This window comes from Methanosarcina sp. (assembly GCF_035390745.1).
Classification (GTDB): domain Archaea; phylum Halobacteriota; class Methanosarcinia; order Methanosarcinales; family Methanosarcinaceae; genus Methanosarcina.
Genome location: NZ_DAOOUJ010000001.1, coordinates 128,348 through 155,218, shown reverse-complemented (window position 1 = coordinate 155,218; position 26,871 = coordinate 128,348). Strand labels below are relative to the sequence as shown.

At 42.6% G+C, this 26,871-nt stretch carries 21 protein-coding genes and 1 tRNA gene; 6 read left to right on the top strand and 16 right to left on the bottom strand.

Features of this window, described 5'->3' with window-relative positions:
* Window positions 1–6: 6 nt before the first annotated feature.
* From PLL47_RS00685 to PLL47_RS00650, 8 genes are all read right to left on the bottom strand, one after another.
* A complete protein-coding gene (locus tag PLL47_RS00685) occupies window positions 7–1,149 on the bottom strand; it encodes a pyridoxal phosphate-dependent aminotransferase (RefSeq protein WP_324443638.1) in 1,143 nt (380 codons plus the stop codon).
* 47 nt (window positions 1,150–1,196) lie between these two features.
* Window positions 1,197–1,601 carry a 6,7-dimethyl-8-ribityllumazine synthase gene (gene ribH, locus PLL47_RS00680; RefSeq protein ID WP_324443636.1) on the bottom strand — a complete coding sequence of 135 codons (405 nt, stop codon included), beginning with the start codon at window positions 1,599–1,601 and terminating at the stop codon, window positions 1,197–1,199.
* A gap of 49 nt (window positions 1,602–1,650) precedes the next feature.
* Window positions 1,651–2,115 carry a riboflavin synthase gene (gene ribC / locus PLL47_RS00675; protein WP_324443634.1) on the bottom strand — a complete coding sequence of 155 codons (465 nt, stop codon included), beginning with the start codon at window positions 2,113–2,115 and terminating at the stop codon, window positions 1,651–1,653.
* 338 nt (window positions 2,116–2,453) lie between these two features.
* On the bottom strand, window positions 2,454–3,017 hold the full coding sequence (locus PLL47_RS00670; RefSeq protein WP_324443632.1) for a CBS domain-containing protein: 564 nt from the start codon (window positions 3,015–3,017) through the stop codon (window positions 2,454–2,456).
* Between the two features lie 403 nt (window positions 3,018–3,420).
* The gene (locus PLL47_RS00665; RefSeq protein ID WP_324443630.1) at window positions 3,421–5,715 is read right to left on the bottom strand and encodes a CDC48 family AAA ATPase; all 2,295 of its coding nucleotides are present in this window, start codon (window positions 5,713–5,715) and stop codon (window positions 3,421–3,423) included.
* Window positions 5,716–6,383: 668 nt separating this feature from the next.
* Complete coding sequence (gene sso10a / locus PLL47_RS00660; RefSeq protein ID WP_230625035.1) at window positions 6,384–6,629, bottom strand: Sso10a family chromatin protein; 246 nt, start codon at window positions 6,627–6,629, stop codon at window positions 6,384–6,386.
* A 382-nt stretch (window positions 6,630–7,011) separates the two neighbouring features.
* Window positions 7,012–7,085 (bottom strand) — tRNA-Val (locus tag PLL47_RS00655).
* A 1,548-nt stretch (window positions 7,086–8,633) separates the two neighbouring features.
* A complete protein-coding gene (locus PLL47_RS00650) occupies window positions 8,634–10,412 on the bottom strand; it encodes a replication factor C large subunit (RefSeq protein ID WP_324443625.1) in 1,779 nt (592 codons plus the stop codon).
* Window positions 10,413–10,713: 301 nt separating this feature from the next.
* On the opposite strand from PLL47_RS00650, the gene mtxX reads away from it, so the two are divergent.
* The 3 genes from mtxX to mtrH all read left to right on the top strand — a co-directional run bounded on the left by mtxX (window position 10,714) and on the right by mtrH (window position 13,159).
* Window positions 10,714–11,571: a methanogenesis marker protein Mmp4/MtxX gene (mtxX, locus tag PLL47_RS00645; RefSeq protein WP_324443752.1), complete on the top strand. Its 858-nt coding sequence runs from the start codon at window positions 10,714–10,716 to the stop codon at window positions 11,569–11,571.
* A complete protein-coding gene (locus tag PLL47_RS00640) occupies window positions 11,568–12,161 on the top strand; it encodes a tetrahydromethanopterin S-methyltransferase subunit A (protein ID WP_324443623.1) in 594 nt (197 codons plus the stop codon). Before mtxX ends, PLL47_RS00640 begins: the two co-directional genes overlap by 4 nt.
* 65 nt (window positions 12,162–12,226) lie before the next feature.
* The gene (gene mtrH, locus PLL47_RS00635) at window positions 12,227–13,159 is read left to right on the top strand and encodes a tetrahydromethanopterin S-methyltransferase subunit H (protein ID WP_324443750.1); all 933 of its coding nucleotides are present in this window, start codon (window positions 12,227–12,229) and stop codon (window positions 13,157–13,159) included.
* Between the two features lie 87 nt (window positions 13,160–13,246).
* Here the strand turns inward: mtrH and PLL47_RS00630 are convergent, their stop codons facing one another.
* Window positions 13,247–13,405 carry a hypothetical protein gene (locus PLL47_RS00630; RefSeq protein ID WP_324443621.1) on the bottom strand — a complete coding sequence of 53 codons (159 nt, stop codon included), beginning with the start codon at window positions 13,403–13,405 and terminating at the stop codon, window positions 13,247–13,249.
* 572 nt (window positions 13,406–13,977) lie between these two features.
* On the bottom strand, window positions 13,978–15,639 hold the full coding sequence (gene ilvD / locus PLL47_RS00625) for a dihydroxy-acid dehydratase (RefSeq protein WP_324443619.1): 1,662 nt from the start codon (window positions 15,637–15,639) through the stop codon (window positions 13,978–13,980).
* 1,374 nt (window positions 15,640–17,013) lie between these two features.
* On the opposite strand from ilvD, the gene PLL47_RS00620 reads away from it, so the two are divergent.
* Window positions 17,014–18,777, top strand: a complete 1,764-nt coding sequence (locus tag PLL47_RS00620; protein ID WP_324443617.1) for a PAS domain-containing protein — start codon at window positions 17,014–17,016, stop codon at window positions 18,775–18,777.
* 203 nt (window positions 18,778–18,980) lie between these two features.
* Window positions 18,981–19,439 carry a flavodoxin domain-containing protein gene (locus tag PLL47_RS00615; RefSeq protein WP_324443615.1) on the top strand — a complete coding sequence of 153 codons (459 nt, stop codon included), beginning with the start codon at window positions 18,981–18,983 and terminating at the stop codon, window positions 19,437–19,439.
* 160 nt (window positions 19,440–19,599) lie between these two features.
* On the opposite strand, the gene PLL47_RS00610 is transcribed toward PLL47_RS00615, so the two are convergent.
* The 3 genes from PLL47_RS00610 to PLL47_RS00600 all read right to left on the bottom strand — a co-directional run bounded on the left by PLL47_RS00610 (window position 19,600) and on the right by PLL47_RS00600 (window position 21,846).
* Complete coding sequence (locus tag PLL47_RS00610) at window positions 19,600–20,037, bottom strand: hypothetical protein (protein WP_324443613.1); 438 nt, start codon at window positions 20,035–20,037, stop codon at window positions 19,600–19,602.
* A gap of 141 nt (window positions 20,038–20,178) precedes the next feature.
* Window positions 20,179–20,976, bottom strand: a complete 798-nt coding sequence (locus tag PLL47_RS00605) for a helix-turn-helix transcriptional regulator (protein ID WP_324443611.1) — start codon at window positions 20,974–20,976, stop codon at window positions 20,179–20,181.
* Window positions 20,977–21,438: 462 nt separating this feature from the next.
* A complete protein-coding gene (locus tag PLL47_RS00600) occupies window positions 21,439–21,846 on the bottom strand; it encodes a DUF1699 family protein (protein ID WP_048138295.1) in 408 nt (135 codons plus the stop codon).
* Window positions 21,847–22,402: 556 nt separating this feature from the next.
* Between PLL47_RS00600 and PLL47_RS00595 the strand changes: the two genes are divergently transcribed.
* A complete protein-coding gene (locus PLL47_RS00595) occupies window positions 22,403–22,540 on the top strand; it encodes a hypothetical protein (protein WP_324443606.1) in 138 nt (45 codons plus the stop codon).
* A gap of 88 nt (window positions 22,541–22,628) precedes the next feature.
* Here the strand turns inward: PLL47_RS00595 and fae are convergent, their stop codons facing one another.
* The 3 genes from fae to PLL47_RS00580 all read right to left on the bottom strand — a co-directional run bounded on the left by fae (window position 22,629) and on the right by PLL47_RS00580 (window position 26,611).
* Window positions 22,629–23,144 (bottom strand): formaldehyde-activating enzyme, encoded by a 516-nt coding sequence (gene fae / locus PLL47_RS00590; RefSeq protein ID WP_324443604.1) that lies wholly within the window; start codon window positions 23,142–23,144, stop codon window positions 22,629–22,631.
* A gap of 359 nt (window positions 23,145–23,503) precedes the next feature.
* Entirely contained in the window at window positions 23,504–23,794 is a 291-nt protein-coding gene (locus PLL47_RS00585) for a hypothetical protein (RefSeq protein ID WP_324443602.1), read from the bottom strand.
* Window positions 23,795–23,959: 165 nt separating this feature from the next.
* Window positions 23,960–26,611: a PKD domain-containing protein gene (locus PLL47_RS00580; RefSeq protein WP_324443600.1), complete on the bottom strand. Its 2,652-nt coding sequence runs from the start codon at window positions 26,609–26,611 to the stop codon at window positions 23,960–23,962.
* Window positions 26,612–26,871 lie beyond the last annotated feature (260 nt).

Genomic DNA, 26,871 nt, shown 5'->3' with positions numbered 1-26,871 from the left:
ACTGTTTTACGAAAATACTTTTTCAAGCCTGTCAAGAGCTTCACGAATTCTATCAATGGACGTTGCATAAGAAATACGGATAAAGTCCTCGCCGGAAGCCCCAAAAGCGATTCCCGGGGTTACTGCCACGTGAGCTTCTTTCAGGAGCTTTTCGGCAACTTCGGTCCCGTTGCCATAATCGCTCACATTGGCAAAGGCATAAAAAGCCCCATCCGGCTTTTTACACTCAAGACCCATTTTATTCAGCCCGTCAATGAGAATGTCCCTGCGCATTTTAAAGCGGTCTACCATTGCTTTGACCCCATCCTGTGGGCCCTGAAGGGCTTCAAGCCCGCCGTACTGGACAAAGGTAGTGGCACTGCTTACTGAATGTGACTGGATCTTCTGCAGAAGCTTGAAGATCTCAGGAGGAGCGGTAAGGTATCCAAGCCTCCAGCCGGTCATTGCATATGCCTTGGAAAAGCCATTAACAGTAACGGTTCTCTCCTGCATGCCGTCGAAACTGCCAATACTGATATGTTCCCGGTCATAGATGATTTTCTCATAGATCTCGTCCGAGACTACCAGAAGGTCGTGGTCAATTGCAAGATCAGCAATGCACTGCAGGGTCTTTTTCCCAAATACGCCTCCTGTTGGATTCCCCGGAGTGTTTACAACAATAAGCTTTGTCTTGCTGTTAATGTACTCGGCGAAATTGTCAGGCAGGAAGCCTTTCTCAGGAACCGTAGGAACCCATACGGTATCTGCCCCTGCAAAACGGATGCAGGCATCATAAGTTACCCAGGCAGGATCAAAGAGAAGTGCCTGATCACCGTCGTCGAGGGCAGCCATCATAATTTCGAAAATCCCCTGCTTTGCACCCGGAGTGACCAGCACATCTTTTTCGGTCACATCCAGGCGATTTTCGGTCCTCATTTTTTCGGCAATGGCTGCTCTCAGCTCCGGAATTCCGGCCGAGGGGGCATAGTGAGTCTTTCCCTCATACATAGCCTTTGCCGCTGCATCGCAGATATTTTTCGGGGTATCGAAATCAGGTTCGCCAAGGCTAAAGTTGATAACATCTGTACCCTCTTTAATCATTCTGGTTGCAATATTGGAGATCCTGATCGTTGCGGATTCTTCTACACGCTTAAGCCTTGCGGATGACATAGGGATGGTCCTGGTTTATTGCATTTTGCTAGCCTATTGAGGCAATTTCACAGCCGCCTCACCAGCTTTACTGCAGCTTCTACTGCTCTTTTGGCATAGTCAACACGTTCATGAGCAGCCATCCGGCTCATACCCGGACCCGGAATTCCAAGCGTTACCGGCTTGTTGAACTCAAGGGAAAGATCCATAATCTTTCTTGCGGCATGCTGCATAACAACCTGGTCATGGTCGGTCTCGCCTTCGATTACCGACCCTATGGTAACAACTGCATCAATATCTTCCCTCTGGCAGAGCTTTTTGATTGCAAGAGGCATATCAAAGACCCCGGGCACGAGAATAGTCTCTTTAACTGTTGCCCCCAGGAACTCTGCATGCTCTCTTCCAAGCAGCTCCATCTGATAGGTAAGATCCCTGTTAAATTCAGCTACAACAAATCCTAGGCTGATAGTCATCGAATAAGGTCTCCAGTCTTGTTTTTAATTTAAAGTTATTAAAGTCGCTTCACATTCTCAATGGGCCTGCATCCTCAAAACCCTGCCTCTGACCAGTACCGGCTTCCTTCACAAGTTTCTCAGGCTTGAAGAGCAGCTTTATCACGTTTAAGGCATGTTCCCGGGTCCGCCTGTCCATGAGAAAAGCGAGTTCTTTCTCGTCTTTTCCTTCATCCTCATGGACAAAGACCTCGATAATATGGGTATTGGTCATGAGCTGGGCCATAATCAGACCCTGAGAAGCTTCATGAGCGCACATTTTGTCTTTTTCCTTACCGCCTGGCATACCAAGAGCCATTACGATATCACAGCCCTCTTCTTCAATTAGCTTTTTGGCTGCTACCGGAAGGTCCTTTATGCCGGGTACGGTTACCCTTTTAATCTGTACGGATACGTTTTTCTGTATCTCGTCGATTGCTGCACGCCCCATATTATAGCGTGCAAACGTTGTATCTGCAATTCCTATTATAGGCATGTAAATCCGATCGGAATTTAATTATGTATTATTTTTAAAGTTTCAACTCACTTTTGTTTCTCATTTATTAATGGAATTTGTGTAAACTTTATAATTTGAATCACTCAACCCGGAAATAATTCAGGGTTATATTTTACATAGATGCATTGTGCCAGGAAAGCTGCGCAACATTTCATACCTGATCATTTCGACAACAATCGACACGTTTATTAGAGAATTTCTGACATGTTAAATACGGAATCAACTTAAGGATTCAGGTTTAAATGAATCCTAGTATATAATTCATGTGCTTTCCACGCCCGGTCACAAATTCCTGCACTCAGGAAAAAGGGCTTAATTCACTGGCCCTGGAGGAGCTTCATCACGTCGTGTTTTGTTACAACGCCCACGACTGTACCTTTTTCTACAACAAGTACAGCAGGATTTCCTTCGAGTATATGAGAAACTACTGAGATTGATATTCCGGGAGATACTGTCGGGAATGATTCCCCCATTATCCCTGAGACTTTCAACTGAGAGATAGATTTTTTCTTGCTCTCGCCCATCAGTCTTACAATCATATCCTCCGAAACACTTCCAACCGGGACACCCTTATCAAGCACGGGAATCTGTGAAAAACCATGAACATGCATGAGGTTTACCACCTCTTCGACTGAATCTTCAGGAGAAACATGCAGAACAGGAGAATGCATCAGGTCCCTTATGATAATCTGCCTTTCCTTTTCAGCTTCCTCAAAAGCATCAAGGATTTTCCTGACAGTTGAGAGCCTCGGATCTACATCTCCCGATTCTATGCGGGCTATCAGCGGCTGGCTCACACCTGCTCTTTTAGCCAGATCGCTCTGGGTAAGCCCGAGTTCATTTCTTCTTTTTTTAAGATCTTCGGGTGTTGGAAGCTGCATATATATTACCGATAGTAATTATGATATTTAATGCCATTGGTTAACATAATTGGGAAAGTTTATATATAAATGACTTTCGGAGCCGCTTAATTTGATTCCATAATTGTCCTTTAAAATAGGTTGTCAATAAGTAATTATATTTAAAAATAATCGCTTTTTAAGAGATACAGTGAAATGACAGTAATAAAAAATTAGATTTCAATAGATAAAAAAGAACATGATAGTTAAAAAAAGGAGAATAGATGATAAAAATAAGGAGCTGAAAAATAAATAGGAACTTTAAGGGCAAAAAAAAGTCAAATGAGATTAGAGAAATTAATAGATTAAAGACAGTAGGGAAGAAATAGAAAAATAGAAAAAATAGAAAAAAACCGGGTCCTTCTAACGGTTTTTCATCTGATTCTCAGATATAGTAAGGGCTCTCTATTTCTTTGGACTTCCTTTTTCTCAATTCGCCTCTGATTGCCTCGTAGTATTTCATGGTATCCGGGGTAACTGAAGGACCTGTTTCCTCAATCGCCTTCAAGAAGTGCTGCTGATTAACGCTTTTTGCGTGGATGTCTTCCCGAAGCGCAAACCTACCTGCTTTTTTGCACACAGCTGCTATATCGGCACCTGTGTACTGGTCGGTAAGAGATACGAGTTTTTCGATGTCCACATCTTTTCCGAGGGCCATCTTCCTTGTGTGCACCTTGAAAATTTCCCTCCGTGCTCCCTCATCCGGAACAGGCACCAGAATGAGTTCGTCAAAGCGTCCTGGCCGGATAAGGGCAGGGTCAATGATATCAGGGCGGTTGGTGGCGCCCAGCACCACGACATTCCGAAGTTCTTCGAGTCCGTCCATTTCGGAAAGGAGCTGGTTTAAGATCCTGGCTGTCACATGGGGCTCTCCTGCGGAAATCCCGCGTACAGGTGCGAGGGAATCCAGTTCGTCCAGAAAGATTATGGCAGGAGCAACCTGCCGTGCACGCATGAAAACTTCCGCAATCCGCTTTTCAGATTCTCCATACCACTTGGAGAGCAGGTCGCTTCCTTTGGCTGTGATGAAGTTGGCGTCGGACTCATGTGCAATGGCTTTTGCAATAAGGGTCTTTCCAGTACCCGGAGGCCCATAGAGTAGCACGCCTTTTGGAGCTTCTACACCTATGTCCCTGTAAGATTCCGGGTTTTTAAGCGGCCATTCTATGGCTTCTTTAAGGAGTGATTTTACATTTTCCAGACCCCCCACATCATCCCAGCTCACATTGGGAACCTCTATAAGGATTTCTCTTATGGCAGAGGGCTGGACATCTTTCATGGCTTCTTCAAAGTCCTTTCTTGTGACCTGAAGGGAATCCAGAATTTCTGTCGGGATCTGGGGCTCTTTCAGATTGATTTTCGGGAGAATTGCCCTGAGGGCGCTCATGGCAGCTTCCCGGCAGAGAGCAGCAATGTCAGCTCCCACAAATCCGTAGGTGACCTGGGCAAGATCCCTGAGGTTCACGTCCTCAGCAAGAGGCATACCCCTGGTATGGATCTGAAAAATCTCGAGCCTGCCCTCAGTGTCCGGGACCCGGAGTTCAATTTCCCTGTCAAACCTGCCTGGGCGTCGCAGCGCCAGGTCCAGGGCTTCGGGTCGGTTGGTGGCTCCGATCACGATCACGTTTTTGCGGCTTTTGAGCCCGTCCATAAGGGAAAGAAGCTGGGCTACCACCCTTCTTTCGACTTCTCCGGTGACTTCAGCCCTTTTAGGGGCAATGGAGTCAATCTCGTCCAGAAAAATGATTGCAGGAGCGTTCTTTTCAGCCTCTTCGAAGATGTCACGGATAGCTTTTTCGGATTCCCCATAGTATTTGGACATGATTTCCGGGCCGTTTATGCAAATAAAATAAGCATCAGACTCGTTTGCAACCGCTTTTGCAAGCATGGTCTTGCCCGTCCCGGGCGGACCGTGGAGCAGCACACCCTTGGGGGCATCGATCCCCAGACGGTCAAAGAGCTCCGGATGTTTCAGGGGAAGTTCTATCATTTCCCTTACCTTGCCAATGGCATCCTTAATCCCACCAAGGTCTTCGTACATTACAGTAGGAACGGTCTGTTCAGGAGGGATTTCCACGGCTTCGGGAAGGAGTTCTATCTCGGTCATATCCGTGATCTTTACAATCCCGGAAGGGGAGGTAGAAACCACCTGAAGCTTTATTTCCCCAAGCCCAAAGGAAGGCCCAAAACCCTGCCCAAAAAAGTCCTGGAAAAAGTCCTCAAACATGAGCCCCTTGCTGAACATGTCCCTGTCACTGGACCTCCTTAAGCTGGTGGTGGAAATAAAATCCCCTTTTAAAACCGTGCGGTTCATGAATACGGCTTTGAGAGTCTCACTCGGAGCATAGATCTGCATACCCTTGGTCACGGGAGCTAGAGTCACATGCTTTGCTTCTTTCCATTCAGCTTTCCGGATTTCCACATACTCGCCTATACTGGTCTTTGCATTCGTGCGGATAAGCCCGTCCATTCGGATAATGTCAAGCCCTTCATCAGTGGGATAAGGACGACCTATTAGGGCAGACGTTGACTTTCCACCTTTGATCTCCACAACGTCAAAGGGCTTGAGGCCAAGTATCTCCCTGAAACTTTCGTCGATTCGTACAATCCCTTTTCCAACATCCCTCTGGTCAGCTTCCGCAACCTTGAGTTTTATGATAGATTTATCCCCCTCAGTCAAATTATTCCCTCCATCAGTAAAATGTCCCCCTAATCTAAAGGACGCATTTAAAAAAGCAATAAAAACAATAAACGCTTTTCAGCCAGTTATGTCATCAACTATTTGCCTTATTTGCCTCCTGTAAAGCTGTATAAATTGGCAGGAATAGAGTCATCTTTGGTTAGTATGCAGATTACATATCATGTGTAAGATATGTATCATGTATATGACTATCATATTTGTATAAAGCCCCTTCTCCTCTTTCTTTAATATAACTTTTAGTCTAAACCTGCCCCTATCTTCTCTATAGAGAACTATAGAGAAAACTCCAGCAATTATATTGCGGTTAATCTTTGTTACCCCACTCCCAATACCAGGCTCTTAAGAACACCGCAGGCACTCAACGAAAGGAAAAAATATTCAATAGACAGGCAATTTTTTCGGTATGCAGTTCAAAAAAATGCCGTTATCGCCACTGTATATATGTTTCCAAAAGCCGTTATTTATATGGAAGGGGACGAATGTTCAGAAAGAGTATTACTGAATCAAATTACTTCACTAAACCTTATCCTGATTTACTACTTGAAAGGGCTGAAGATGAAAAAATAGAATAGATGGCGGATAAAAGAAAGGATTAAAAAAGAATGAGATTAAATAATAAAAAAATGTAATAGTAAGAAAAAAGAAACTTAAAGTTTAAGTTCCTTAGCCATTTCCTGAAAAACTTTTCCTTTATCGGTTGTGATGAAAACACCGTTCTCGTGTCTGATAAGCTCTTTTTCTTTTAACATTTCCAGATACTTCTGAGCAATATTAAAGTTGAGATTTACTTCGTAAACGATATGGGTTTTCTTTGCCCCATTCATCGCCACCCTCAAAATATCCACTGCTATATCTGTCCTGCTTCTTCTCTTCAATACTAACTCCTCCCCCACTGATATGAATGATCTTTGTAAAGATAAACGCTTTCAAAATATATTAAAGCGTATCTTTTTGTAGGTAACAAAGATTCTAAGTCTTTATCGTTCTCCTTTCTATATAACAATATCAGTATAATATAAAGTGCGAAGTTTAAAAGGAAATTTTGACCTGCAAAAGAGAAAACTGAGCCTCAAAAAGAAGTAAATCTGCTCTCAATCTGCCAAGCTCAAAATCAGAATGTTATTGTTAGAAGGAATTAGTATTGATTCCGGACAGAGCTCCATTTTAATCGATGTTAAAAGTTAAGATTTATACTCAAAAAGATGCTTAAGCATAAAAAGAAAGTACTGAATGCCAGAGTATTTTTAAAAAATCAGAAAAAAGCTTAAAGAAGAGTGGGCCCGCTGAGATTCGAACTCAGGATCCCCGCCGTGTAAAGGCGATGTCATAACCGACTAGACCACGAGCCCAGTTTGCAATTAGTAACATTTTTGTGCTTGCTTACAAGCAGTTGCTTGAAATGTAAATCCAACATGTCACTAGTTATATATATGTCTTTTGTTCGGAGCAGATTTCAGAAATCATCAACAATTAGAAATCATTATATACCCCATAATTTTCACGCACCATTTTAATAAAAGGTTTTTAAGGAATAAGACAAAAGTAGAAAAATTACAAGAGTATTACTGTAGTGTGAAAAGTCCTTCTTTTGCAGAAAAACTCTGATTATTTTTAGATACAGCCATAATACAAGCAAAATATATTTATATGAGATTAGCATGATGTATACATGTGAGCGGGTCTCTCTTTTGTAAGATAACCCCAACCCCCCAACACCCCCAATTCATACTCCCCAGCCCGCTCATACTAACTCTTATACGAACTTTTCTGTAACCTGTTTACCTTTACAATTCCGGTTGCTGCCAGCTAATTTGTTCTCAAGCCAGTTTACAGCTTACTCAGATGTGTCGAAGTGACACGGGGTAATACTGAATCAAATGCCGGATACGATCCTTGAATAAAGACAATAAATAGACTGTGCCTGAATAGACTGTGCCATCAATTCGTCAGTAAATTCTATCAGGATATACCAAAGAGAACTAAGATTAATATCATCATTTCTTAACTATGTTTCTTTCAGTGTGATTAAAAGTTCTGATCTACTCAGCAGGACGGTACATATTCCAAAAAACGCCATTAAATGAGACTGTATTAGAAAATAAAAACTATAAGACTGTAAATATAAATTATGTGGAATATAATGGAAAGCTATTTATAGGATGCAATGATTACTCATGCTAAGTGAGCGGGTCTCTTTTCCATAGTATAACCCCAAACCCATATCCCCCAACTATTCCCCCCAACTATTCCCCAAACTCCCCAAGCCCGCTCACAACTTTTCTAATGAGCTTTTTCTCAACTCAGTTTTACAGGATCCAGTTTTATCCCCACCAGTTACTAACATTAACCAGTTTTTTCTTAACTTGAATTGTTCAGGTATCACTCGCCCTTATCTTATCCCATCACAGCAAGCCCAAACTGTAAAAAATACTTTAACTTTATGAAGTAAAATAAAGAATTATCCCTCCCGGAAATCTTAAGAAGGATCTGTAAGAAGAGAATAGAAAGACAGGAAATCGATAAAAGATTCATGTCAGAAAAATAAAAGACTAATCAGACAAAATAAGATAGAAAGAGACATGTGCTAAATATATTAAAAAAGTATTTATAACTGAAGTTACATAGTAATATTTGTGAGCGGATTCCAGTCCAAACTTCCCAAACACACCAGCAACTTCTTCTTTCATAAAAAATCAACCCCGTCGTTCCGCTCACACATAAAATCATCTTCTACATAACTCGTATTTTTTTACACAGCAGTAAGTTATTCATAATATCCAGATGCTTACTCTAAAAACCTCAGAAGCTTACCCCTACAGTCAAAAAAACTAAAAAAGAAGAAATAGTCTATTCTCCAATCAAAAAAGGAAAAGAGAGTTATTAGCGTTTAAGAAAAATTAAAAGTCGAAAAGTGTTTTCTGGTTCTTAGGTTCGACTTTTTTAGGAACATCTCCTGAATTATCCTGAAGAGCTGCGGCAGACAAACCTTTATCAAATATCCCTTTTTTTGAAGGCTCTTTATTATCCAGTTCTTTCTTTTTTGACGATACAAGAGAGGCTTTCTTTCCTGCGGCTTCAGAGAGAGGTTTTTCTTCAGATAGGAGCTCAGTAAAAGAGAAGAAATTACTCTTTGCAGGTTCAGGATTTACTTCAGGTCTCTTCCCTGAGGGACCTTTCCTCTCATGAAGATCTTTCAGTGCGTCAAATCCCATGCCAGGGGTTTTTTGCTTTCTCTCCGAAGGTTGAGGTTCAGGAGTTTCGGGCTTTCCAACAGGATCTTCCGGTTCGTTCTCTGGAATAATAACAGGACTGTGGAGAGTTGTCTGTTTATCATCTATTTCAGGAACATGAACCTTAAAAAAATCCTGTTCTTCGGCTTTATCCTTTTTCTTCTCCAGAAGTTTCTGCGCATCATCGTAAATTTTCTGGAGTTTTTTACTCGCTTTTGCACTTCCTGAAAGGTACATCAACTCCTCAAGCTCAAGCCCGAGATTTGCGGTAACTTCAACAGCAGACGCTTCGTCCTTCAACATTAGAGCGTAAAAACCCGAAAGGTTATTTCTTGAGTAGTGCATCGATTCAAAGCTGTGTTCCCCTATCTTTGAAGCAATATTATCCCGCATGTCCCTCCTGGAACGTGTCTGCCCGAGTCTTCTCCAGAGTGAAGGCTGCTGATATTTAATAAAGCCATGATACGGCCTTGTCTTTGAAATGGCAACCCCGCAGACCATGAGCATGCTGGCATACCTCCACATTCTGTAGTTCTGGCGCTTCTTTACACGCCCGAGATAAAGGTCAGCCTTTGAGAGATATTCAAAACCCGTCCTTATATCTTCGAGGTCGCCGTCTTTCCGCGCATACTGGATAGGCAGGTTTTCATCAATCCAGTGAACAAGATCTTCAGGACTTTCATCCAGCCCGTATGCTGATTCAAGAGCCTTTTTACAGTCAGTGCCTTTAAAAATCTTCTGCATAGCTTTAAAGATATTCTCTTTAACATCCCTGCCTGAAGTGCTTATATCCTCAACATCCAGAGCGACCTTCCCGCTCGCGGCAGCCTGAAGGTCATTCATAGCGCTTCTGAAATCTCCTCCCGCATTTTCTGCAATCTGCAGAATAACTTCCTGGCTGCAAGAAATCCCCTCGGCTTCGCAGACCTTTTTCAAAGCAGGAACCATAGAACGGCTCTGCACTGACCCAAACTTAATTTCCAGACAAATATTCCTGACTGTCGGTGTTAACCCATATATGTCATTTGCAATAAGAATTATCGGCTGAAGTGTGGATTTTATGATCCCGGCAATGGCTCTCATCCCACCCCTGTCCGCAGTCCCGTGGAGATTATCTGCCTCATCAAGGATAATAAGCCGCTTGCCCCCAAAAAGAGTGTTCATTGACGCTGCAGATCCTGCAACTTTCTCAATAACACCTGCAGTCCTCTGGTCGCTTGCATTGAGCTCAATTACTTCCCAGTCCATATCCCTTGCCAGCGCGTGAGCACTTGAAGTCTTCCCTATCCCTGCAGGTCCATAAAGAACCACAGCCCTCTTCTCAGGAATCCCGGACTGCCATTCCTCAGCCCATGCCCTCAAATCCTGCACTGCCTTCTTGTTCCCCACGACATCTCCAAGGGTCCGGGGCCGGTATTTTTCAGCCCATTCAATTGACGATATCATCTTAAACCATAACAATAAAAAAAGAACTCATTATTAACTTTATATGTTTTAATTTTTTTAATATGTTCGCAGCACTTAATTTTCCAGCACCCAGCCTATTCTGAATAAAATCATAACTTATAATTCAGTCCTCCGACGTAAATGACGTTAATTAACTAAAAAGTAGTCCTCTTGAGGGAGCAAGGCGACCGAAAAGGACACCGCCCTCCCGAGGCGGAACTCGGGAGGGGCAAAATTAATTAATGTGTGTGTTTGTTTTTCTTAGAACTACTTCAAATCTTAAATAAAAGTTTTGATAGATATGGAAAAGAACGGCATGTATGCCCTCCTTGAGGCTATCGAAGCACGAGCCCGGGCAAACAGAGCAAGAGTGGCTATGGGAATAAGAGACCCAAATCCCAAAACTCTTGAGAGTGCATGGAAAGCTCAGGAACTTGGGTATGCACAGGTAGTCCTTGTAGGAAGTAAAAAAGAAATAGATAAAATAGGGACCGAGCTTGAGGTTATAGATACCGGGGACCCCGAAAAAACCCTTTCAGAGCTCCTTGTTTCAAGAGAAGTGGATGCAGTTATAAGAGGCACTGCTAAAGCATCCGGAACTCTTTCAAACCTGAAAGAAGCCCTTGGCATGAAAAGAATTTGCAGGCTTGCCCTTCTCCTGACAGCAGATGGAACACCTTTTTTCCTCGCCCCTGTAGGAATAGATGAAGGAAACACGATTTCAGACAAGCTTCGTATGATAACCCTTGGTGCAGAACACATAAGGAGACTGGGGGTTGAGCCTGCCGTAGGAGTGCTTTCCGGAGGCAGGATGGGAGATATCGGAAGAGACAGGCGTGTGGACAGGACGCTTGCAGATGGGGAGTTCGTAGCAGGAAGGGCTCAGGAACTCGGGATTAAAACCAAACATTATACAATTCTTATTGAAGATGCAATAAAGGAATCAAACTTTATCGTTGCCCCTGACGGAATTTCAGGCAACCTTATTTTCCGGACCGTTGCCTTCCTTGGCGGAGGCGATGGGCTCGGAGCGCCAGTACTGATGGATGATTATGTGTTCGTGGACACATCAAGAGTAGGCGGGCATTTTACGAAAGCCATCATGCTTGCAAGTGCACTATCATATCTGAACAAAGAAAGAAAAAAGGTGATTCATTGAAGCTTATTGCAGAAAACTGGCCCCCTGTAAAAGGAGACTATGTTACAGGAAACCCTGATTCAAGAATTGCAGTAGTAACCCTTGCAAGTCACCTTGATGCCTGCCCTGAGGCTGCTATCTGGGGCAGTTCAAAAACCGAAAACCTCGGAGTTGAAAAGATAATAGTAAATGTCATTTCGAACTCCAATATCAGGTACGTGCTGGTCTGCGGAACCGAGTCAAGGGGACATCTTGCAGGGCATTCCCTGCTCGCAATCCATGCAAACGGAATTGATGAACAGGGAAGAATTAAAGGTTCACATGGCGCAATTCCCTTTATAGAAAACATATCCAGGACTGCAGTCGAACGCTTCCAGCAGCAGGTTACACTCCTCAACAGAATTGGGCTGAACGACCCGGAAAAGATCCGAAAGCTTGTTGAAGAATATAAGGAAAAAGGGGAAGCATACCCTGAAGAGCCCATGGTCGTCTGTGCTCCGAAAAAAAGACAGCCTTCTTTTGCAGTTCCCACTTCAGGAGACATAATTATTTCAGAAGAATTCGTAATGGATTCAAAAGCAGGAATCATCTGCCTGGCAGAAAACCTCTGATTCTATGATTTTTTGAACCGAAATAAGTTTTTATTTTGATAAATGTGGATTTCAAGGGTGTAGAGATGTTTAAGTTCCAGAAAGAACAGGAAATTGCCAATATTGCAGGAGTAAAAGTAGGCGGACAACCTGGAGAACTCCCTACCGTACTTGCAGGGACCATTTTTTATAGCAAACATGAGATAGTCGAAAATGCCGCAAAAGGCCTTTTTGACAGGGCTGCTGCCGAAAAGCTCGTAAATCTGCAGGAATCGGGTTCTGATACTACCGGAAATCCTCATATGGTCCATATCTTCGGCACAACCGCTGAGAGTATCACACACTATATTGATTTTATTGCAGATGTTTCCGATTCTCCTTTTCTGATAGATTCTCCCGAAGGAGCTGTACGTTCTCATGCAGCCAGATACGTAAGCGAAATAGGGCTTGCAGACAGGGCAGTGTATAACTCCATAAACATGAGCATAAACGCATCAGAAATAGAAGCCCTTGAACAGTCCGATATTGACAGTTCGATTATTCTGGGCTTCAATGCCAAGGACTCTACCCTTCAGGGAAGGATGGAACTGCTCGAGACAGGAGCAGGTCTGCTAGAAGAAGGTCTCCTATCAATTGCAGAGAGGTGCGGTATAGTAAACAAGCTTATTGACCCGAGCATCACACCTATGGGAAACGGAGCCGGGATAGCCCTCAGAATGACAATTACCGCAAAAGCAAAATGGGGCTACCCTACAGGTTCCGGAATACATAATGCTCCCTCAGCCTGGAACTGGCTGAACCGGCAGAAAGAAAAAGATCCTGTCATGTATAAGATCTGCGACGTAGGCTCTACATGCCTCCAGCAGGCCGCAGCCGGAGACTTCATCCTTTACGGCCCCATAGAATACGCAGAATATATTTTCCCCATGGCTGCAATGAGCGACATAATGATTGCCGAAGCCGTGGCGGATCTCGATATAGAGCCTGCAAACAGGCACCCTATTAACCTGCTGGTTTAATTTGCTTGAATAAAGAGATATAAGTAGTTGTAGATACCAGAAGAAAAAGAGGATTGTGGAAGTTATATTAACTTCGCATTCTCTGATTTAATAATTCATTGCTTCTATTCTCTTAATTAAGTTAGAAATATTAAACTTTGGACTGTATGGCAGAACGCTTACAAGCTCGCCAAACCGGGAGATGTACATATCTAAGCCATGCGAGGTGTTAACTTTTCTAACTGTATATCCATTTTCAAATATCATTTTAGACCTCCAACCAGTAATATGGCGGTTGAAATATATAAAAATTTTTTCAAGGATCAATCATTACATATAATATTTATGAATGCTGAGAAATAATTAGAAAACATGATGTATAAAAGACAAACGTATTTAGAGAATAGCAATGACTTTACGCAGATTTATAATATAACTTATTGTTTTTTTACATTAAGTTTGAGGAACTATTGGCTGTCTGCTTCTGACCGGCTTACTTAAATGTTCCAGATCTCCTCAATCGAATGCAGAAAGTTCCCTTCCACCTGCACATTTGATACAGACGCCTATTCTATGGCTCATGCACTGGCCGCATACAAGCCTCCCGCATAAATGGCAGGTATGAAGCTTAGACGGCCGCCCGCAGATTGAACACAACCCCTCTACTTCCAGAACTTCCTTCCCCCTGAATTTCGTAGTGAATTCTCAATAAAGAATGGTTTTGCACGAATGGCTCTGAATAAAAAGGCAAATAAAAGATCGTTCTGAGGCGCTATAAACGTTTCCAGAAAAAGAACAGCGGAGGAGAAACCCGCTGAAAAATAAAGTTTAAGACATTTTCAGTCCACTATTCCGCCAGTGTTTGCGGAATGGACGGCGCGCTGATATCTGGCAAGGTAACCTGTGATTTCCGTTTTACGGGGAACAAAGGCAGCTTTGCGCTTCTCGAGTTCCTCTTCAGAGATTTTCAGGTTCAGGATTCTTTCAGGAATATTGATTTCTATAAGGTCTCCATCTTTTACAAGACCAATCGGGCCTCCTTCACTGGCTTCGGGAGAGACATGCCCTATACATGGACCGCGGGTTCCTCCGGAAAAGCGCCCGTCAGTTATCAGAGCCACGGACTCGAGCAGGCCCATTCCTCCGATTGCGGCTGTTGCTGCAAGCATTTCGCGCATTCCTGGACCTCCTTTGGGACCTTCATAGCGGATAATAATAACATCACCGGGCTTAATATCACCTGCAAGAATGCTTTTCATGGCATCCTCCTCACAATCATAAACTCTTGCAGGACCTGTGTGGACGCGCATCTTCGGGTCAACCGCAGCCTGTTTGACAACCGATCCATCCGGAGCAAGGCTGCCTTTGAGGACTGCGATCCCACCTTCGGCATGGACTGGCTTTTCAAGGGTTGCAATGATCTCTTTGTTCAGCTTCGGGTTAACGATTTCAAACTCTTTCAGGTTTTCTTCGATAGTTTTGCCGTTGACTGTAAGCTGGTCAAGGTGAAGTTTTGATGCCAGCCTCTGCATGACTGCTTCGACTCCGCCTGCCCTGTCAAAGTGAAGCATGAAATTCGGACCGCCGGGCCGGAGAGAGATCAGATGCGGAGTTGTCCTGCTCAGTTTGTCAAAGGTTTCAAGAGGCAGCTCAATCCCGAACTCATGGGCAAGGGCAGGAAGGTGCAGAGTGGTATTTGTACTTCCTCCGACTGCCATATCGACCATTATGGCGTTTTCAAAGGACCTGTAAGTGACAATCTTCCGCGGAGTTATATTCTGCTTTACAAGCTCCACAATTCGTTCTCCGGACTCTTTAGCAATACGCATCTTTTTTGCGTCAACAGCATGGGCAGTTGCACAGCCGGGAAGGCTCAATCCGAGGGCTTCGGTCATGCATGCCATTGTATTTGCAGTAAACATGCCGGCACAGGAACCTGCTCCTGCACAGGAAAGGTTTTCCAGCCTTCTGAGCTCGGCTTCGGAAAGTTTGCCTGCCTTATAGGCACCGACACCTTCAAAGACAGAAATAAGGTCGGTATATTTGTCGTCCACGTATCCAGGAAGCATTGGCCCTCCGGTCACAACAATAGCAGGTATATCAAGCCTGCCTGCTGCCATAAGGTGCCCGGGGACGATCTTATCGCATGTGGGGATAAGAACCATACCGTCAAACTGGTGGGCTTTAACCATGATTTCTATTGTGTCCTCTATAACTTCCCTGCTCGGGAGAGAATATTTCATACCCTCATGCCCCATTGCAATCCCATCGCAAACCGCTATAGTATGGAACTCAAAAGGAACTCCCCCAGCGTTCCTGATCCCTGCCTTTACAGCTTCAGCGAGCTTATTCAGGTGGGTATGACCAGGAACGATATCATTCCAGGAATTGACAACCGCGATGAACGGCCTCTTCATTTCCGCATCCGTAACTCCTGTTGCTTTCAGAAGGGAACGGTTAGCGGCACGTTCAGGCCCCTCTTTGATGATGGCGCTTCTCATTGTAAATCTCCTAGATCTTCTTTTTTAATTTTTACATTGAAAACTATGAATTCAATCCGTTATAATGTGTAGATAGGAAAAAAAACTTCATAGTATAAACAGGTTGGGGAAGAAAAACTGTAAAAACGCTAAAGAAAAATATGAAAAAAGTAAACTGAAGAAAAAAGTAAAACATTGAATAAAAAAGGAAATCGGAAAAAAGAAAGTTGAAGAGAATATTAATAAAAGACTTTGTAAAGTGCTTCTGAATAGAATAATGCTTTATATTAACAATAGAAGGACAAAATCCGGACAAAAAATCCCAAATTAAGTCTCAAAATTGACATTAGCTGTCACAAAAAGGAAATTTAATATAATAGTATCCAAATATTTATATAGCCAGTCATGGATCTTGGTTTTAGCATAGTGAACGGGCCTGCCCGAGACTACACATCTACAAGATCACACCCAACCACCACACCACAACATCTAACCACAAAAGGGTAGTATCCGTTCACCAGATTTATTCATTTACTGCTTTTTTATTTCCCTGATTTTTAAGGCATTATTTTAAGGCATCAGATACATTCAGGGTTCTTTTCCACAAATTCTTAATTTCGAATTTTACACTTCCGGCACTTTAGTCAGGAAAAACAGGAGGTGAAACTTTCATAAAACCATCATTTGATTATATCATTCAAAGAGAAAGACAGCTCTGTTTTATCCTGTTTTAGAAATAAACTTAGACAGAAATGATAAATAGCGTATCTTAAAGTCCAGGAGAAATGTAAGAAAGCTGATAGACAAAATAGTTTTAAAGCAAAGGAAAAGCAGCAGGTTTTCCCTCAAAACCTTACTGCAGATCCTTTATGGAGGTTTTATGTGTTTGGACTTTTTTCACTCTATCCTGTTTAGACTTTAGCCATTTTTTAGATTTTTTGCCATTTATTTTTGCCATTTTTTGTATTCCGTATTCGCGATTTTTCACTGTGCATATTTCCTGAAACCCGCTTTGCTTCATGTTTGGTCGGTTAGTATCCAGGTTGGGTACTGATATTCTTCATATGGGTTCTTGAAGGGGTTCATGATAGATTGTGCGGTTGCACAGTTTTTCCAGTCTGTTGTTTTTGGTGGTATGGTAATGGAATTCTTCCGACTGGCAGATCCGTATCACATATAAGGAATACGGAATCTTATTACCTCTTTTATAATATAAATAGTTTTTCCAGAAGATTTCAAAAAAGAATACAGCAAGTAAAGACAGCATGAGGAGAGCCAGAGGATTGGAACATAAATATTTTTCGTATCCACAGAACAGAGGTATGGAAAAAGAGATTCCAGACCAATAAAACTGATATTTGATAAAAGCACAATTATATAAACGGCAGGGAAAAAATGAACGGTAAGCATGCAGAAAATAGAGAAGAACTGAACACTTATCCCAAAGTAGCAGATGCGGGAGGTGAGAGGGGAAAAGCTCTCCACGCAGCCCTGGAAAAGGAAGAAGCCCTGAAAACTATAATCAACCATAGTCAGGTAGTGGTATTTCTCTGGAAAAACGAAGAAAAATGGCCTGCAGAATTTGTTTCCGAAAACGTGGTAAATTTTGGCTATACGGTAGAGGATTTTATCTCAGGCAGGGTGCTGTACGGAGACATTATACACCCTGAGGACCTCAATAAAGTTGAAGAAGGGCTCAATAAAAGAATCCAAACAGGAGCTCCGGACTTCAATATGGAATACAGGATTTTTTCTAAAGCCGGAAAGATACGCTGGGTAAACGAAAGGACCTTCATTCAGAGAGATCCGGAAGGAAAGGTAACCCACTTTCAGGGTGTGGTACTCGATATTACCGAGAAGAAGAGAAGTGAAGAAAAACTGGAAAAAGCCCTCAAAATGCAGAAAGTGCTGACTGCAGTAATCAACAACAGCCCGGCTGTCGTCTTCCTGTGGAAGAATGAAAAATACTGGCCTGCAACTTTTGTCTCAGAAAACGTAGTACAATTTGGGTATACAGCTGACGATTTTATATCACAGGAAGTTCTGTACGGAAAGATAATACATCCCGATGACCTGAAAAGGGTAGAAGAAGAACTCGAGAGAAATATTCAAAAAGGAGATGTAAGCTTCAATTCGGAATACAGGATTTTTACAAAAGCCGGAGACCTGCGATGGGTAAATGAAAGAACTTTTATCCAGAGGGAAGAAGATGGAAATGTGACCTGTTTTCAGGGAATAGTGCTTGATATAACCTCCAGGAAAAAAATCGAAGAAGCCCTGAGAAAATCCCTTGAAATGCAGAACTTGCTGAAAACTATAATCAACAAAAGTTCAGCAGTAGCTTTTCTCTGGAAAAATACGGAAAACTGGCCTGTAGAATTCGTTTCGGAAAATGTAACTCAGCTCGGATACACTGTTGAAGATTTCATGTCGGGAAGAATCCTTTATGGAGATATAGTTCATAAAGAAGACATCAATTCGGTCCATGAAAACCTTGCACGCTCTATTAGAGAGGGGTACGACTCCTTTGAGATGGAGTACCGAATCCTCACAGGAGATGGCAATGTTCGCTGGGTTGAAGAGAGGACATACATTCAGCGGGACAATGAAGGCAATGCTACTTACTTCCAGGGAATAATAGTTGATATAACCGAAAGAAAAGAAGCACAGGAAATGCTCGAAATCCAGAGGGAGCTCGGGATAGCCCTGAGCACCACATGGAACCTCCAGACTATGCTTAATCTTGTCCTTGATGCCTGCCTTAAGGTAAAAGGAATAGACTCCGGAGGCATATACCTCAAAGACGAACTTCTTGACCAGATCAACCTCGTGGCGCACAGAGGGCTTTCTTCCGAATTTGTGAAAAAAATTTATACATACAGGGCAGACTCTCCGGAAGCAAAGCAGGTCTGGACTGAGAAGCCAGTATATAGACTGAGTTTTTTTTCGGAAGATATGGCAGATCTGCTAATGAAAGAAAAGATCACTGCAGTTGCAGTGATTCCTATGAAACACAGGGGAGAGGTGATAGGCAGCCTTAATTTTGCTTCCCATACCCTGGACAGAATTCCGCAGAATGTCCGCAATTTTCTTGAAAGCATTGCTCTTCAGGTAGTAAACTATATAGCCCCTATCCGAATAGAGGCAGACTTTATATGAAGACAGGACTCTAAAACTTGAACTTTTTCGGATACGAAACCCTTATTTAAAACAAATTTTATAAATAATGTTGAATTGGGGAGCGAGAAAACCAGGGTTATGCCTTCTAACTCTGAGTTTTAGATACGCAAGTGCCGGTTTTTGCTCTCGTTGTCCGGACTGCCTTGATATCAGATTCATCATATCGCTGGAGGGGATAGAGGTTGAAAGCAATAGTAGTTTATCTGAGTACCTCAGGGAATACAAAAGCCATGGCAGAAGCAATAGGGAATGGGATTGAATCAAAGAATGTTGACGTAAAGGTTGTCAGTTTCTATGATGTAAAGCCCGAAGAACTCAAAGAAGCAGAAGCAATTGCAGTTGGCTCTTCGACTTTTTACTACAAAATGCTGCTACCAATGGAGAAATTTATGAATGAGACCCTTGTTTCTACAAATCCGCAGGGCAAGCTGGGAGCTGCATTCGGGTCTTATGGATGGAGCGGGGAAGCGCCCATAATGATAGCTGAAAAGATGCGTGAGCTGGGAATGACCGTTGTAGACCCCGTGCTCAGAATCCTTCACATGCCAACAGACAAGGACCTGCAGGAATGCAAGCGGCTCGGCATTGACATTGCCGAAAAGATGAAACAGAGGGCAAAAAAAGCGGTGTCAGAAAAATAAGCAATAAAATGAAAATAAAACATAAGCCTGAATGAAATAATAAGAAGCAAAAACTCACACAAGAAATAAGAAAAGTACTTAGCATAAGGAAAAATCTGGCCATATATAGTTCAGTTTAATAATGGGAACCTGGCAGCTGAAAGAAAATCAGCTCAGGCTCTCAAAAAAATCGGCAGCCTGAAGAGTATCTGGTAGCCGTCTCCACCTCCCTTCTGAATTCATCAGAGTTTTCCAAAACAAGGATAACAGTCCTGAAAAAACCCTTTTCTTTCCTGATTGTTATAGCTTTTGCATGCTTTCCAGCAAAAACTAATTTGCGACCCCATATACCCCACCCCATATGCAGGGGGAACTCGTTAACGGTCTCTACAGAGCTAATATTGGAAAAAGGGATGCTATACCTGAAGGGTGGGAAAACTGCAACCACACTGTCAGAAGTTATCAGAAACCTTACACTAAAGAAACTCCTCATTGCAGCAAGATAAATGAGAAGAACAAGAAGCAGAACATACCTTTCCTCAGAATCCTCACCAAAGCCGAAAAGTCCGGTAAGAGAAAAGACATAAAAAGCCAGGATAGGCAGCATTCCAGCACCCATCAGCAATTTGAGCTGGTTACTGTAAGCTGCTTTCTGTTCGTAAAAAGCTGGAATAAGACTTCCTCCATTTATGTAAATTTACAATTTTCTGCTAAAAATCATTCTATTACCGGAATTTTCGATACACTGCCGGAACTTCAGTTATTTAGGAGAAATTTCAGTGGCCTGTGTTGAATCAAGCTGCAACTCATTGAAAAGCTCGGAACCCAGTTTCAGAGCAGAAGGTTCGTAGCATATAAGGCTCTCCCGATCAAAATGTCTTTGATTCTTCGGGAAAAGTGAAATCATAAAGAATTTATCAGTAACTGTAAGACTTGCAATCCTCAGTTCACCCGAATACCGGAAAAACCTTACATTTTTGAGAGCCAGCATTTTCAGGAAATCTTCTGTATAGTCTTTACAATACCGTTCGTAGACAGATTCAGACATCAGGAGAGAGAACTCAACTCCTTTTTTTGCAAGATCCTGGCAGAGTGAAATCATAGGGGGATGGAAATAGGCTATGGCTTCGAAAATGTAACTTGAACCTGAAAGGTTTTCCACAACTTCCTGATCGAGTTCAAACATGCGGTCAAGGTCAGGCTGAATCAGTTTGCATTTACCGAGTTCTCCAAGCCTTTTCTTGAAAGACAGAGGAATGCCCTGAAGGTCCTTTTCCGACCAGTAATCAAAGTTATCTTCAAAAAGCTCTATAGTACTGACAAGGGGCTGCATTTTTTCAACGAGAACTTTTCCTATGAGCGAAAGTGTATATGACCTGTCCTCCTGAACGACCAGAGACATATCTTTTAATTTTTTAATCTGGGGCAGGATGGAAGTGGAAGTTACCTGGAGGGCTTCCGTAATTTCATCCATGTTCCTGGGCCCGTTTCTGAGAAAAAGAAGTAACTGCTTCCGCTTATCGGAAAGAAAAATCAACTCTATAAGTTCCAGCTTCACCCTTCAGTCTCCTATTAGTGCTAAAGTTAAAAGGATTGCAAATAAGACTAAAAAGATTACAGCCGCCAAAAATATATAAGTTATTACTCTCTCACAGTTCTTAACCAGGTAAAGGCATCTATTAATAATACAGGATTGACCAGATTAAACGCTAAAAAAGTCCGGAGTTGAAACCCCGAATACTGCTAAAATTGGGAATAAAAATATCTATAGTATTTCAAAAAAGAAAGCTTCGAAAATTAAATGTTAAACTAATACCGTTTCCCAGACTTCATGGCTTCCGCTGGATAAATGCTGTGATTACCATAAGTAAGGAGTACCTTCCAACCCTAAGCTGAAAGTTTTAGCGGGATAGAAAACAAATGAGGATACTTGAAAGATTTAGAATCTTTCAATATTATCCTGTATACATTGAGAAATGTGCATCGAGAAATGAAGAAAAAATCCTGAATTGCAAGATCTTCAAACAGAAGCTTCCTTGGTCAGAATATAGGCAACCATTTCAGGGTTCAGCTTACTTTCTCTTGCAACCTTTTCTTCGATTCTCTCAGCAGGTGTGCCTTCCATCTTCAGTTCTCTGATCTTTTCGATCACAGAGGATGGAATGCTGTAATATTCATTAATGTCTTTCCTGTGCCCCCAGACATCTCCTTCAATAAGCTGGATTCTCTGCATCTCAAGGAACATCTCTATGGACTTTGAAACTGTACGCCTGTAAGATTTGGGCAACTGAATTACCTCAATCTTTGGGCAGGTTTCCACCAGCGCAAAAATGTCCTTGTTCGAAGGCCTGAAGGCCAGATGAACAACACGCTCATTAGGATTAAGCGTGAAAATTTCTTCCCTGGAACTAACTACTCTAATTTTCATTATGTCTTCCCCCACTGTAAAGTTTTATGTTTTTACTTCAATATAAACTACTTATACTTATTATAAATATTTGTCTACCACGCCCGTTAATTTTGAAAAAGTAGACTGCATTTTCAGCCCTTTTGCAGAACTTCAGGAGTGGCATGAAAAAATCTAAAGAAAGAAACAAAAGTAAGAGTCACGTGTTCGAAATCGATAACTCTTCAGTCCTGCAGCGGGCCTCCCTAAGAAAAAAGAAAAATACGGCCACGACCTTCAAAGAAATAATAATAAAGTTTACAGGTAACTATCAGTCGTATAAGGGAACTATCCTTTAATAAAAAGGGAACTGTCCTTTAATAAAAGACATATAACAGCTCCCCTGACCTTAAAATTTAAAGGATAAACGGCAAGGAACTTTATGGAAGTCTCTTACAGGGCACAGAATCCGGAAAATTAAGAATTTCTCTGCCTTTGTGCAGGCATCCTCCAGGATTTCAGGTTCAGGACCGACCCTCTTCCTGGTAGAACAACACAAACTTTCAGCGTAAACAGGACTTAAGAAAAACTCAAAGAAATGAAACTTAGAATAAAAAAATACAAAAACAAGGTTGAGACAGAGCTGCTCTTAAAAAAAGAGATCTGGATATACCCGAACATATCCGGATATACACCAATACTCAGGGCAGGCCAGGAAAATCCAGAGATCACCTGAGAATCCTGCTCGAGATAAAAAATAAATGATTAAGGTCTCTGCCGGATTTCAGTCTGAATATGCCGGGTAAAACCTTAAGCAGTTTGCCTTATGCGAATGGATGTTTTGCTGAATCCTTTTTAGCCAGTGCCTCTTTAACTGTTGGTTTGCTCTCCATTGCACGGGCTATTGCAAGCTTTGTAGCTTCATAATTGAATTCGTAGACCTTATCTTTATCTTTTGCATCCCATTCAATGAAGACAGATACGATAATGAAAATATCATCTGCCTGTTCTTCAGGGAGCACTCCGGCAGCCACCGAGTCCATAACCGCTTTTGCAACTGCAGCCTGAGCCGGTCCGAACATCAGAGCAGCCTGCGCCACATTTTTGATTGTTACCTTGTTTACAATCAGAGTTACAGGTTTTGGCTGGACATTAGGCTCAAGGACAGCAAGAAGCGGAGTATGACCCTGCCTGGGCATTGCAAGGGAATTCATGAATGCTGTTTCTACCGGCCCTCCTCTAGGCCCGATAACCAGATCTATATGGGCAATCTCCGGACCTGAACCAATAAGAGCTTCTCCAACCATGCTTTTTATAACGGTTTTTGTCAAGTTTAACACCTCAATTTACATCTACAAAAGAAAAGTTTATCCTCCCCTATTCGAAAGAAAATTGTGGATATCAAAATAATTCTAAAAAGATACGGGACAATAATATTTTCATTTGTAGAAAGTAAACAAGCCTGTAATACTTTAAAACGCACATAAATAATTTATCAATTATTTGGCCTGGAGAACAGAAAAACTTGCCTTTCCAGCAAAAACCTTCAGACGGATTCATGATTGGGATGAACTTCCTTCAGCGCAGGCTGCAAAAGCTCAGAAATAAAATACGATCCCGTATAGAATATCAGATTTCAAACCTCTTTCCATGAATAATAAAAGTAATGTTTCTGGAAAATGGATACATTAAACGGTTTTTACAGAGAAATCCCGGAAAGGATCTCAAGCTTTTTATTCCAGTGATCAAGTTCTCTTTTCGCCGAATACCAGTCGAGGAAATCAATATCTTCCCCCACATTTCCGGCTTCAAATCTCGACCTGAGCTCACCTGAGCTGTACCCAAACTTCTCCTCGAAACCTTTACAGATAATGGAATATCGCTCGATCTTGTACTTTGCAACATGCTTTTCATGTTTAAGAGCAGAGCGGATAGCCTCACATACTTCCTGAGGTGAGAAACCAGTTTCTATATTCAGCGTGAAACTCATGTCTATCCCGAGAAAAGAAGTTTTTACTTTATGATTGTTTGCTTCATATAAAGCAATTATGAAAATAAACAACTGGACAGATTTCTATCCGAAAATCTGTCCCAGACCTTCATTTTACGAGCTTATTTTCACAATTATCTTATTTCTTTTTACCAGAATTTCTTTTTATCGATTTTTTTTCTCCATTATAGCAATCCCTATCAAAAGTACTACCATTAGCCCGACAATAACCTTGATGGCCAGGGAGACTTCTGACCAGTCTTTGTATTCAGTCGTTTGCATGGGCCAGGGATTAGACTCAGTCTGCCTGTTCTTTGGTGAAAGCCCAGAGGACTCCGGCACCACAGTCTCATTTTCTATTAACTCGATAGCTTTCTTGCCGGTTATGATTGCAAACGGAGAGAAGCCAGGGGTCCTGGATTCAAAATACGTATACTGACCGTCTTCTCCTATTTCACGTGTGGGGAGTGCATTCCATTTCCCATCCGAATACCTGTACATGAAAACTGAAGGAGCATCAGTCTCGTTTGTCTCATTCACTGAAATTTCAGAGCTCTTTACCCTGAACCCTATAATGGCATTGGCAATATTCTCTGGGCTTGCAAAGCCCTCATTCCCTACCCAGATATTCAGGTACTTATAGACCTTCCCTGAGGGTTCTTTTGGGGTCAGAACGGACCTGTTGATAAGCTGTTCGACTATGGCTGTTGTTTTCCCAAATGTCCTTTTGGAATCAAATTTCACATACATGACAGCAGTGGCATTTTTGGTGAACTCGAACTTTACACGGTCCCCTGTTGTAACAAACTCCTGGGCGAGTTCCCTGACTTCAACATTGCTTGCAGGCTCAGGAGAACCGCCACCTCCGCCTGATGATGACCCGCCAGAACCTCCTGACCCGCCGCTGTCTTCTTCTTCCTCGCCGACTGTAATGTAGTCGGTCCATGTAACGGTGCTATACTCATAGCCATTACTGACATTGAGGGTTACGGAATAACTTCCGGTTTCGGAATACACGTGGCTCGGGTTCTGCTCGGTAGATGTGTTGCTGTCTCCAAAGTCCCAGAGCCAGGAGGTTACATTGCCTGTCGAAGTATCGTTAAACTGTACGGTCAGAGGGGCAGCCCCTGTGCGTGTAGAGACAGTAAATGAAGCATGGACCCCGTCTCCAACCATAATATAGTCAGATTTGGTAATATTACCCCATGCAGTACCATTACCCGCCCTCAGAGTAACCGCATAGAGCCCGTTGCTTGTAAACTGATAAACAGGATTCTGCTCAGTAGAATCTATGGTCCCGTCCGAGTTAAAGTCCCATTCCCATGCAGTCGGACCTCCGGTAGAGGTATCGTTAAATTGAACAGTAAGAGGAGCCTGACCTGAAGTTACATTCGATATGAAATCAGGAACAGGAGCAATTGTTGAGGACACATTTACATAAGAAGGGGCACTGGTGTTAGACCCAAAAGCATTTGTTACGGTCAATTTTACGGTATAATTTCCGGCGCTGAAATAGATGTGAGACGGGCTCTGAGATGCTGAAGTATTACCATCACCAAAGTCCCATATCCAGGAAGTTGCGTTTCCGGAAGAAGTATCGTTAAACTGAACAGTAAGCGGAGCACTGCCTTCACGCGGAGATGCGGTAAAAGAAGCTAGAAGTGAATTTCCTACTGTAATAAAGTTAGATTTTGTTTTACTGCCCGCGGCAGTGCCGTTGATCGCATTAAGGGTAACAGAATAGGTACCCTGAGACGTATATACATGAACAGGGTTTTGCTCAGTCGAATCTATGGTCCCGTCTGAGTTAAAGTCCCATTCCCAGGCTGCAGGACCGTTGGTACTCAGGTCCGTGAACTGGACGGAAAGCGGAGATGAGCCTGATGTGACATTGGCTGAAAAATCAGCCACCGGCGCAGTGACCGATGATGCACGGATCGACAGAGAAGCCGCACTGGACCCGTATGAATTTGTTGCGGTTAATTTCACAGTATATGTCCCTGCACTGTAATATGTGTGAGAAGGACTCTGGACAGTTGATGTGTTTCCGTCTCCGAAGTCCCATGTCCATGCTGTCGGGCTGCCGGTTGAGGTATCAGTAAATTGAACGGTAAGAGGAGTTACTCCCTCAGCCGGAGAAGCGGTAAAGCTGGCATCTGGCCCATTTCCATCAACAGTAATGTAATTTGACTTTGTGATATCATCGCTTGCAGTACCGTTAGTTGCTATAAGGGTTACCGAGTATGTTCCGGCAGTCGAATAGGTATGAACCGGATTCTGGGATGTTGAGCTCTTTCCGTCACCAAAGTCCCATTTCCATGAGGTAGGACCGCCGCTAGAGCTGTCCGTAAATTTGACAGTAAGAGGCACTTTGCCTGAAGTTACGTTAGATGTAAAGTTTGCTGTCACAACAACAGGAACTACAGTCTTTTCTTCAACAGTAATATAATTGATCTTGACCTCGCTGTCCGAGCTAACGCCATCGCTTACATTCAGTGTTACGGTGTAAGTTCCCGCTTTGGAATATATATGGGAAGGGCTTTTGGTACTGGAGGTACCACCATCTCCAAAGTCCCATTTCCAGCTTGTCGGACTCCCGGTTGAGCCGTCAGTAAACTGTACTGTTAGCGGAGCTTCTCCCTCAGTCGGGGAAGCTGAAAAGCCCGCACTGATTGATTCATTTTCGACGTCTGCGGCAGAGGCAAGATCAGAACCCACAACCACCGCCAATGACGAAGATATTAAGAATATAAACATTAACACCGTTATTTGTTTCAATTCACGCACCCTTTTTTCTTTTTGCGTTTCTGGTGACATCCCACTGCCCCCTCCATACCCCGTATATAATTCACCAAATAATTTTAACCAGTTTTTGACCCAGGTTTACAACTTTCCAGCGGCACTACTCTTGTTTTATGAGTCCAGCACCAGATCTTCTGTGCGGGAATTAATGCCTTTGTTGTAATTAAGTCACCCAATCATTAAATTAAAGTAGAATTGTTTTATTTTTTTGAAGATTATTACTATTCCTGTTCCTTCTGAATAAGCAAATCCTGTAAACTGTTAAGCTGGTCTTA

Coding starts and splice junctions, on each gene's coding strand:
- PLL47_RS00685 (WP_324443638.1), bottom strand. CDS start 1,149: ATGTCATCCGCAAGGCTTAAGCGTGTAGAAGAATCCGCAACGATCAGG.
- ribH (WP_324443636.1), bottom strand. CDS start 1,601: ATGACTATCAGCCTAGGATTTGTTGTAGCTGAATTTAACAGGGATCTT.
- ribC (WP_324443634.1), bottom strand. CDS start 2,115: ATGCCTATAATAGGAATTGCAGATACAACGTTTGCACGCTATAATATG.
- PLL47_RS00670 (WP_324443632.1), bottom strand. CDS start 3,017: ATGCAGCTTCCAACACCCGAAGATCTTAAAAAAAGAAGAAATGAACTC.
- PLL47_RS00650 (WP_324443625.1), bottom strand. CDS start 10,412: ATGATATCGTCAATTGAATGGGCTGAAAAATACCGGCCCCGGACCCTT.
- mtxX (WP_324443752.1), top strand. CDS start 10,714: ATGGAAAAGAACGGCATGTATGCCCTCCTTGAGGCTATCGAAGCACGA.
- mtrH (WP_324443750.1), top strand. CDS start 12,227: ATGTTTAAGTTCCAGAAAGAACAGGAAATTGCCAATATTGCAGGAGTA.
- PLL47_RS00630 (WP_324443621.1), bottom strand. CDS start 13,405: ATGATATTTGAAAATGGATATACAGTTAGAAAAGTTAACACCTCGCAT.
- ilvD (WP_324443619.1), bottom strand. CDS start 15,639: ATGAGAAGCGCCATCATCAAAGAGGGGCCTGAACGTGCCGCTAACCGT.
- PLL47_RS00620 (WP_324443617.1), top strand. CDS start 17,014: ATGAACGGTAAGCATGCAGAAAATAGAGAAGAACTGAACACTTATCCC.
- PLL47_RS00610 (WP_324443613.1), bottom strand. CDS start 20,037: ATGGGTGCTGGAATGCTGCCTATCCTGGCTTTTTATGTCTTTTCTCTT.
- PLL47_RS00600 (WP_048138295.1), bottom strand. CDS start 21,846: ATGAAAATTAGAGTAGTTAGTTCCAGGGAAGAAATTTTCACGCTTAAT.
- PLL47_RS00595 (WP_324443606.1), top strand. CDS start 22,403: ATGAAACTTAGAATAAAAAAATACAAAAACAAGGTTGAGACAGAGCTG.
- PLL47_RS00585 (WP_324443602.1), bottom strand. CDS start 23,794: ATGAGTTTCACGCTGAATATAGAAACTGGTTTCTCACCTCAGGAAGTA.
- PLL47_RS00580 (WP_324443600.1), bottom strand. CDS start 26,611: ATGTCACCAGAAACGCAAAAAGAAAAAAGGGTGCGTGAATTGAAACAA.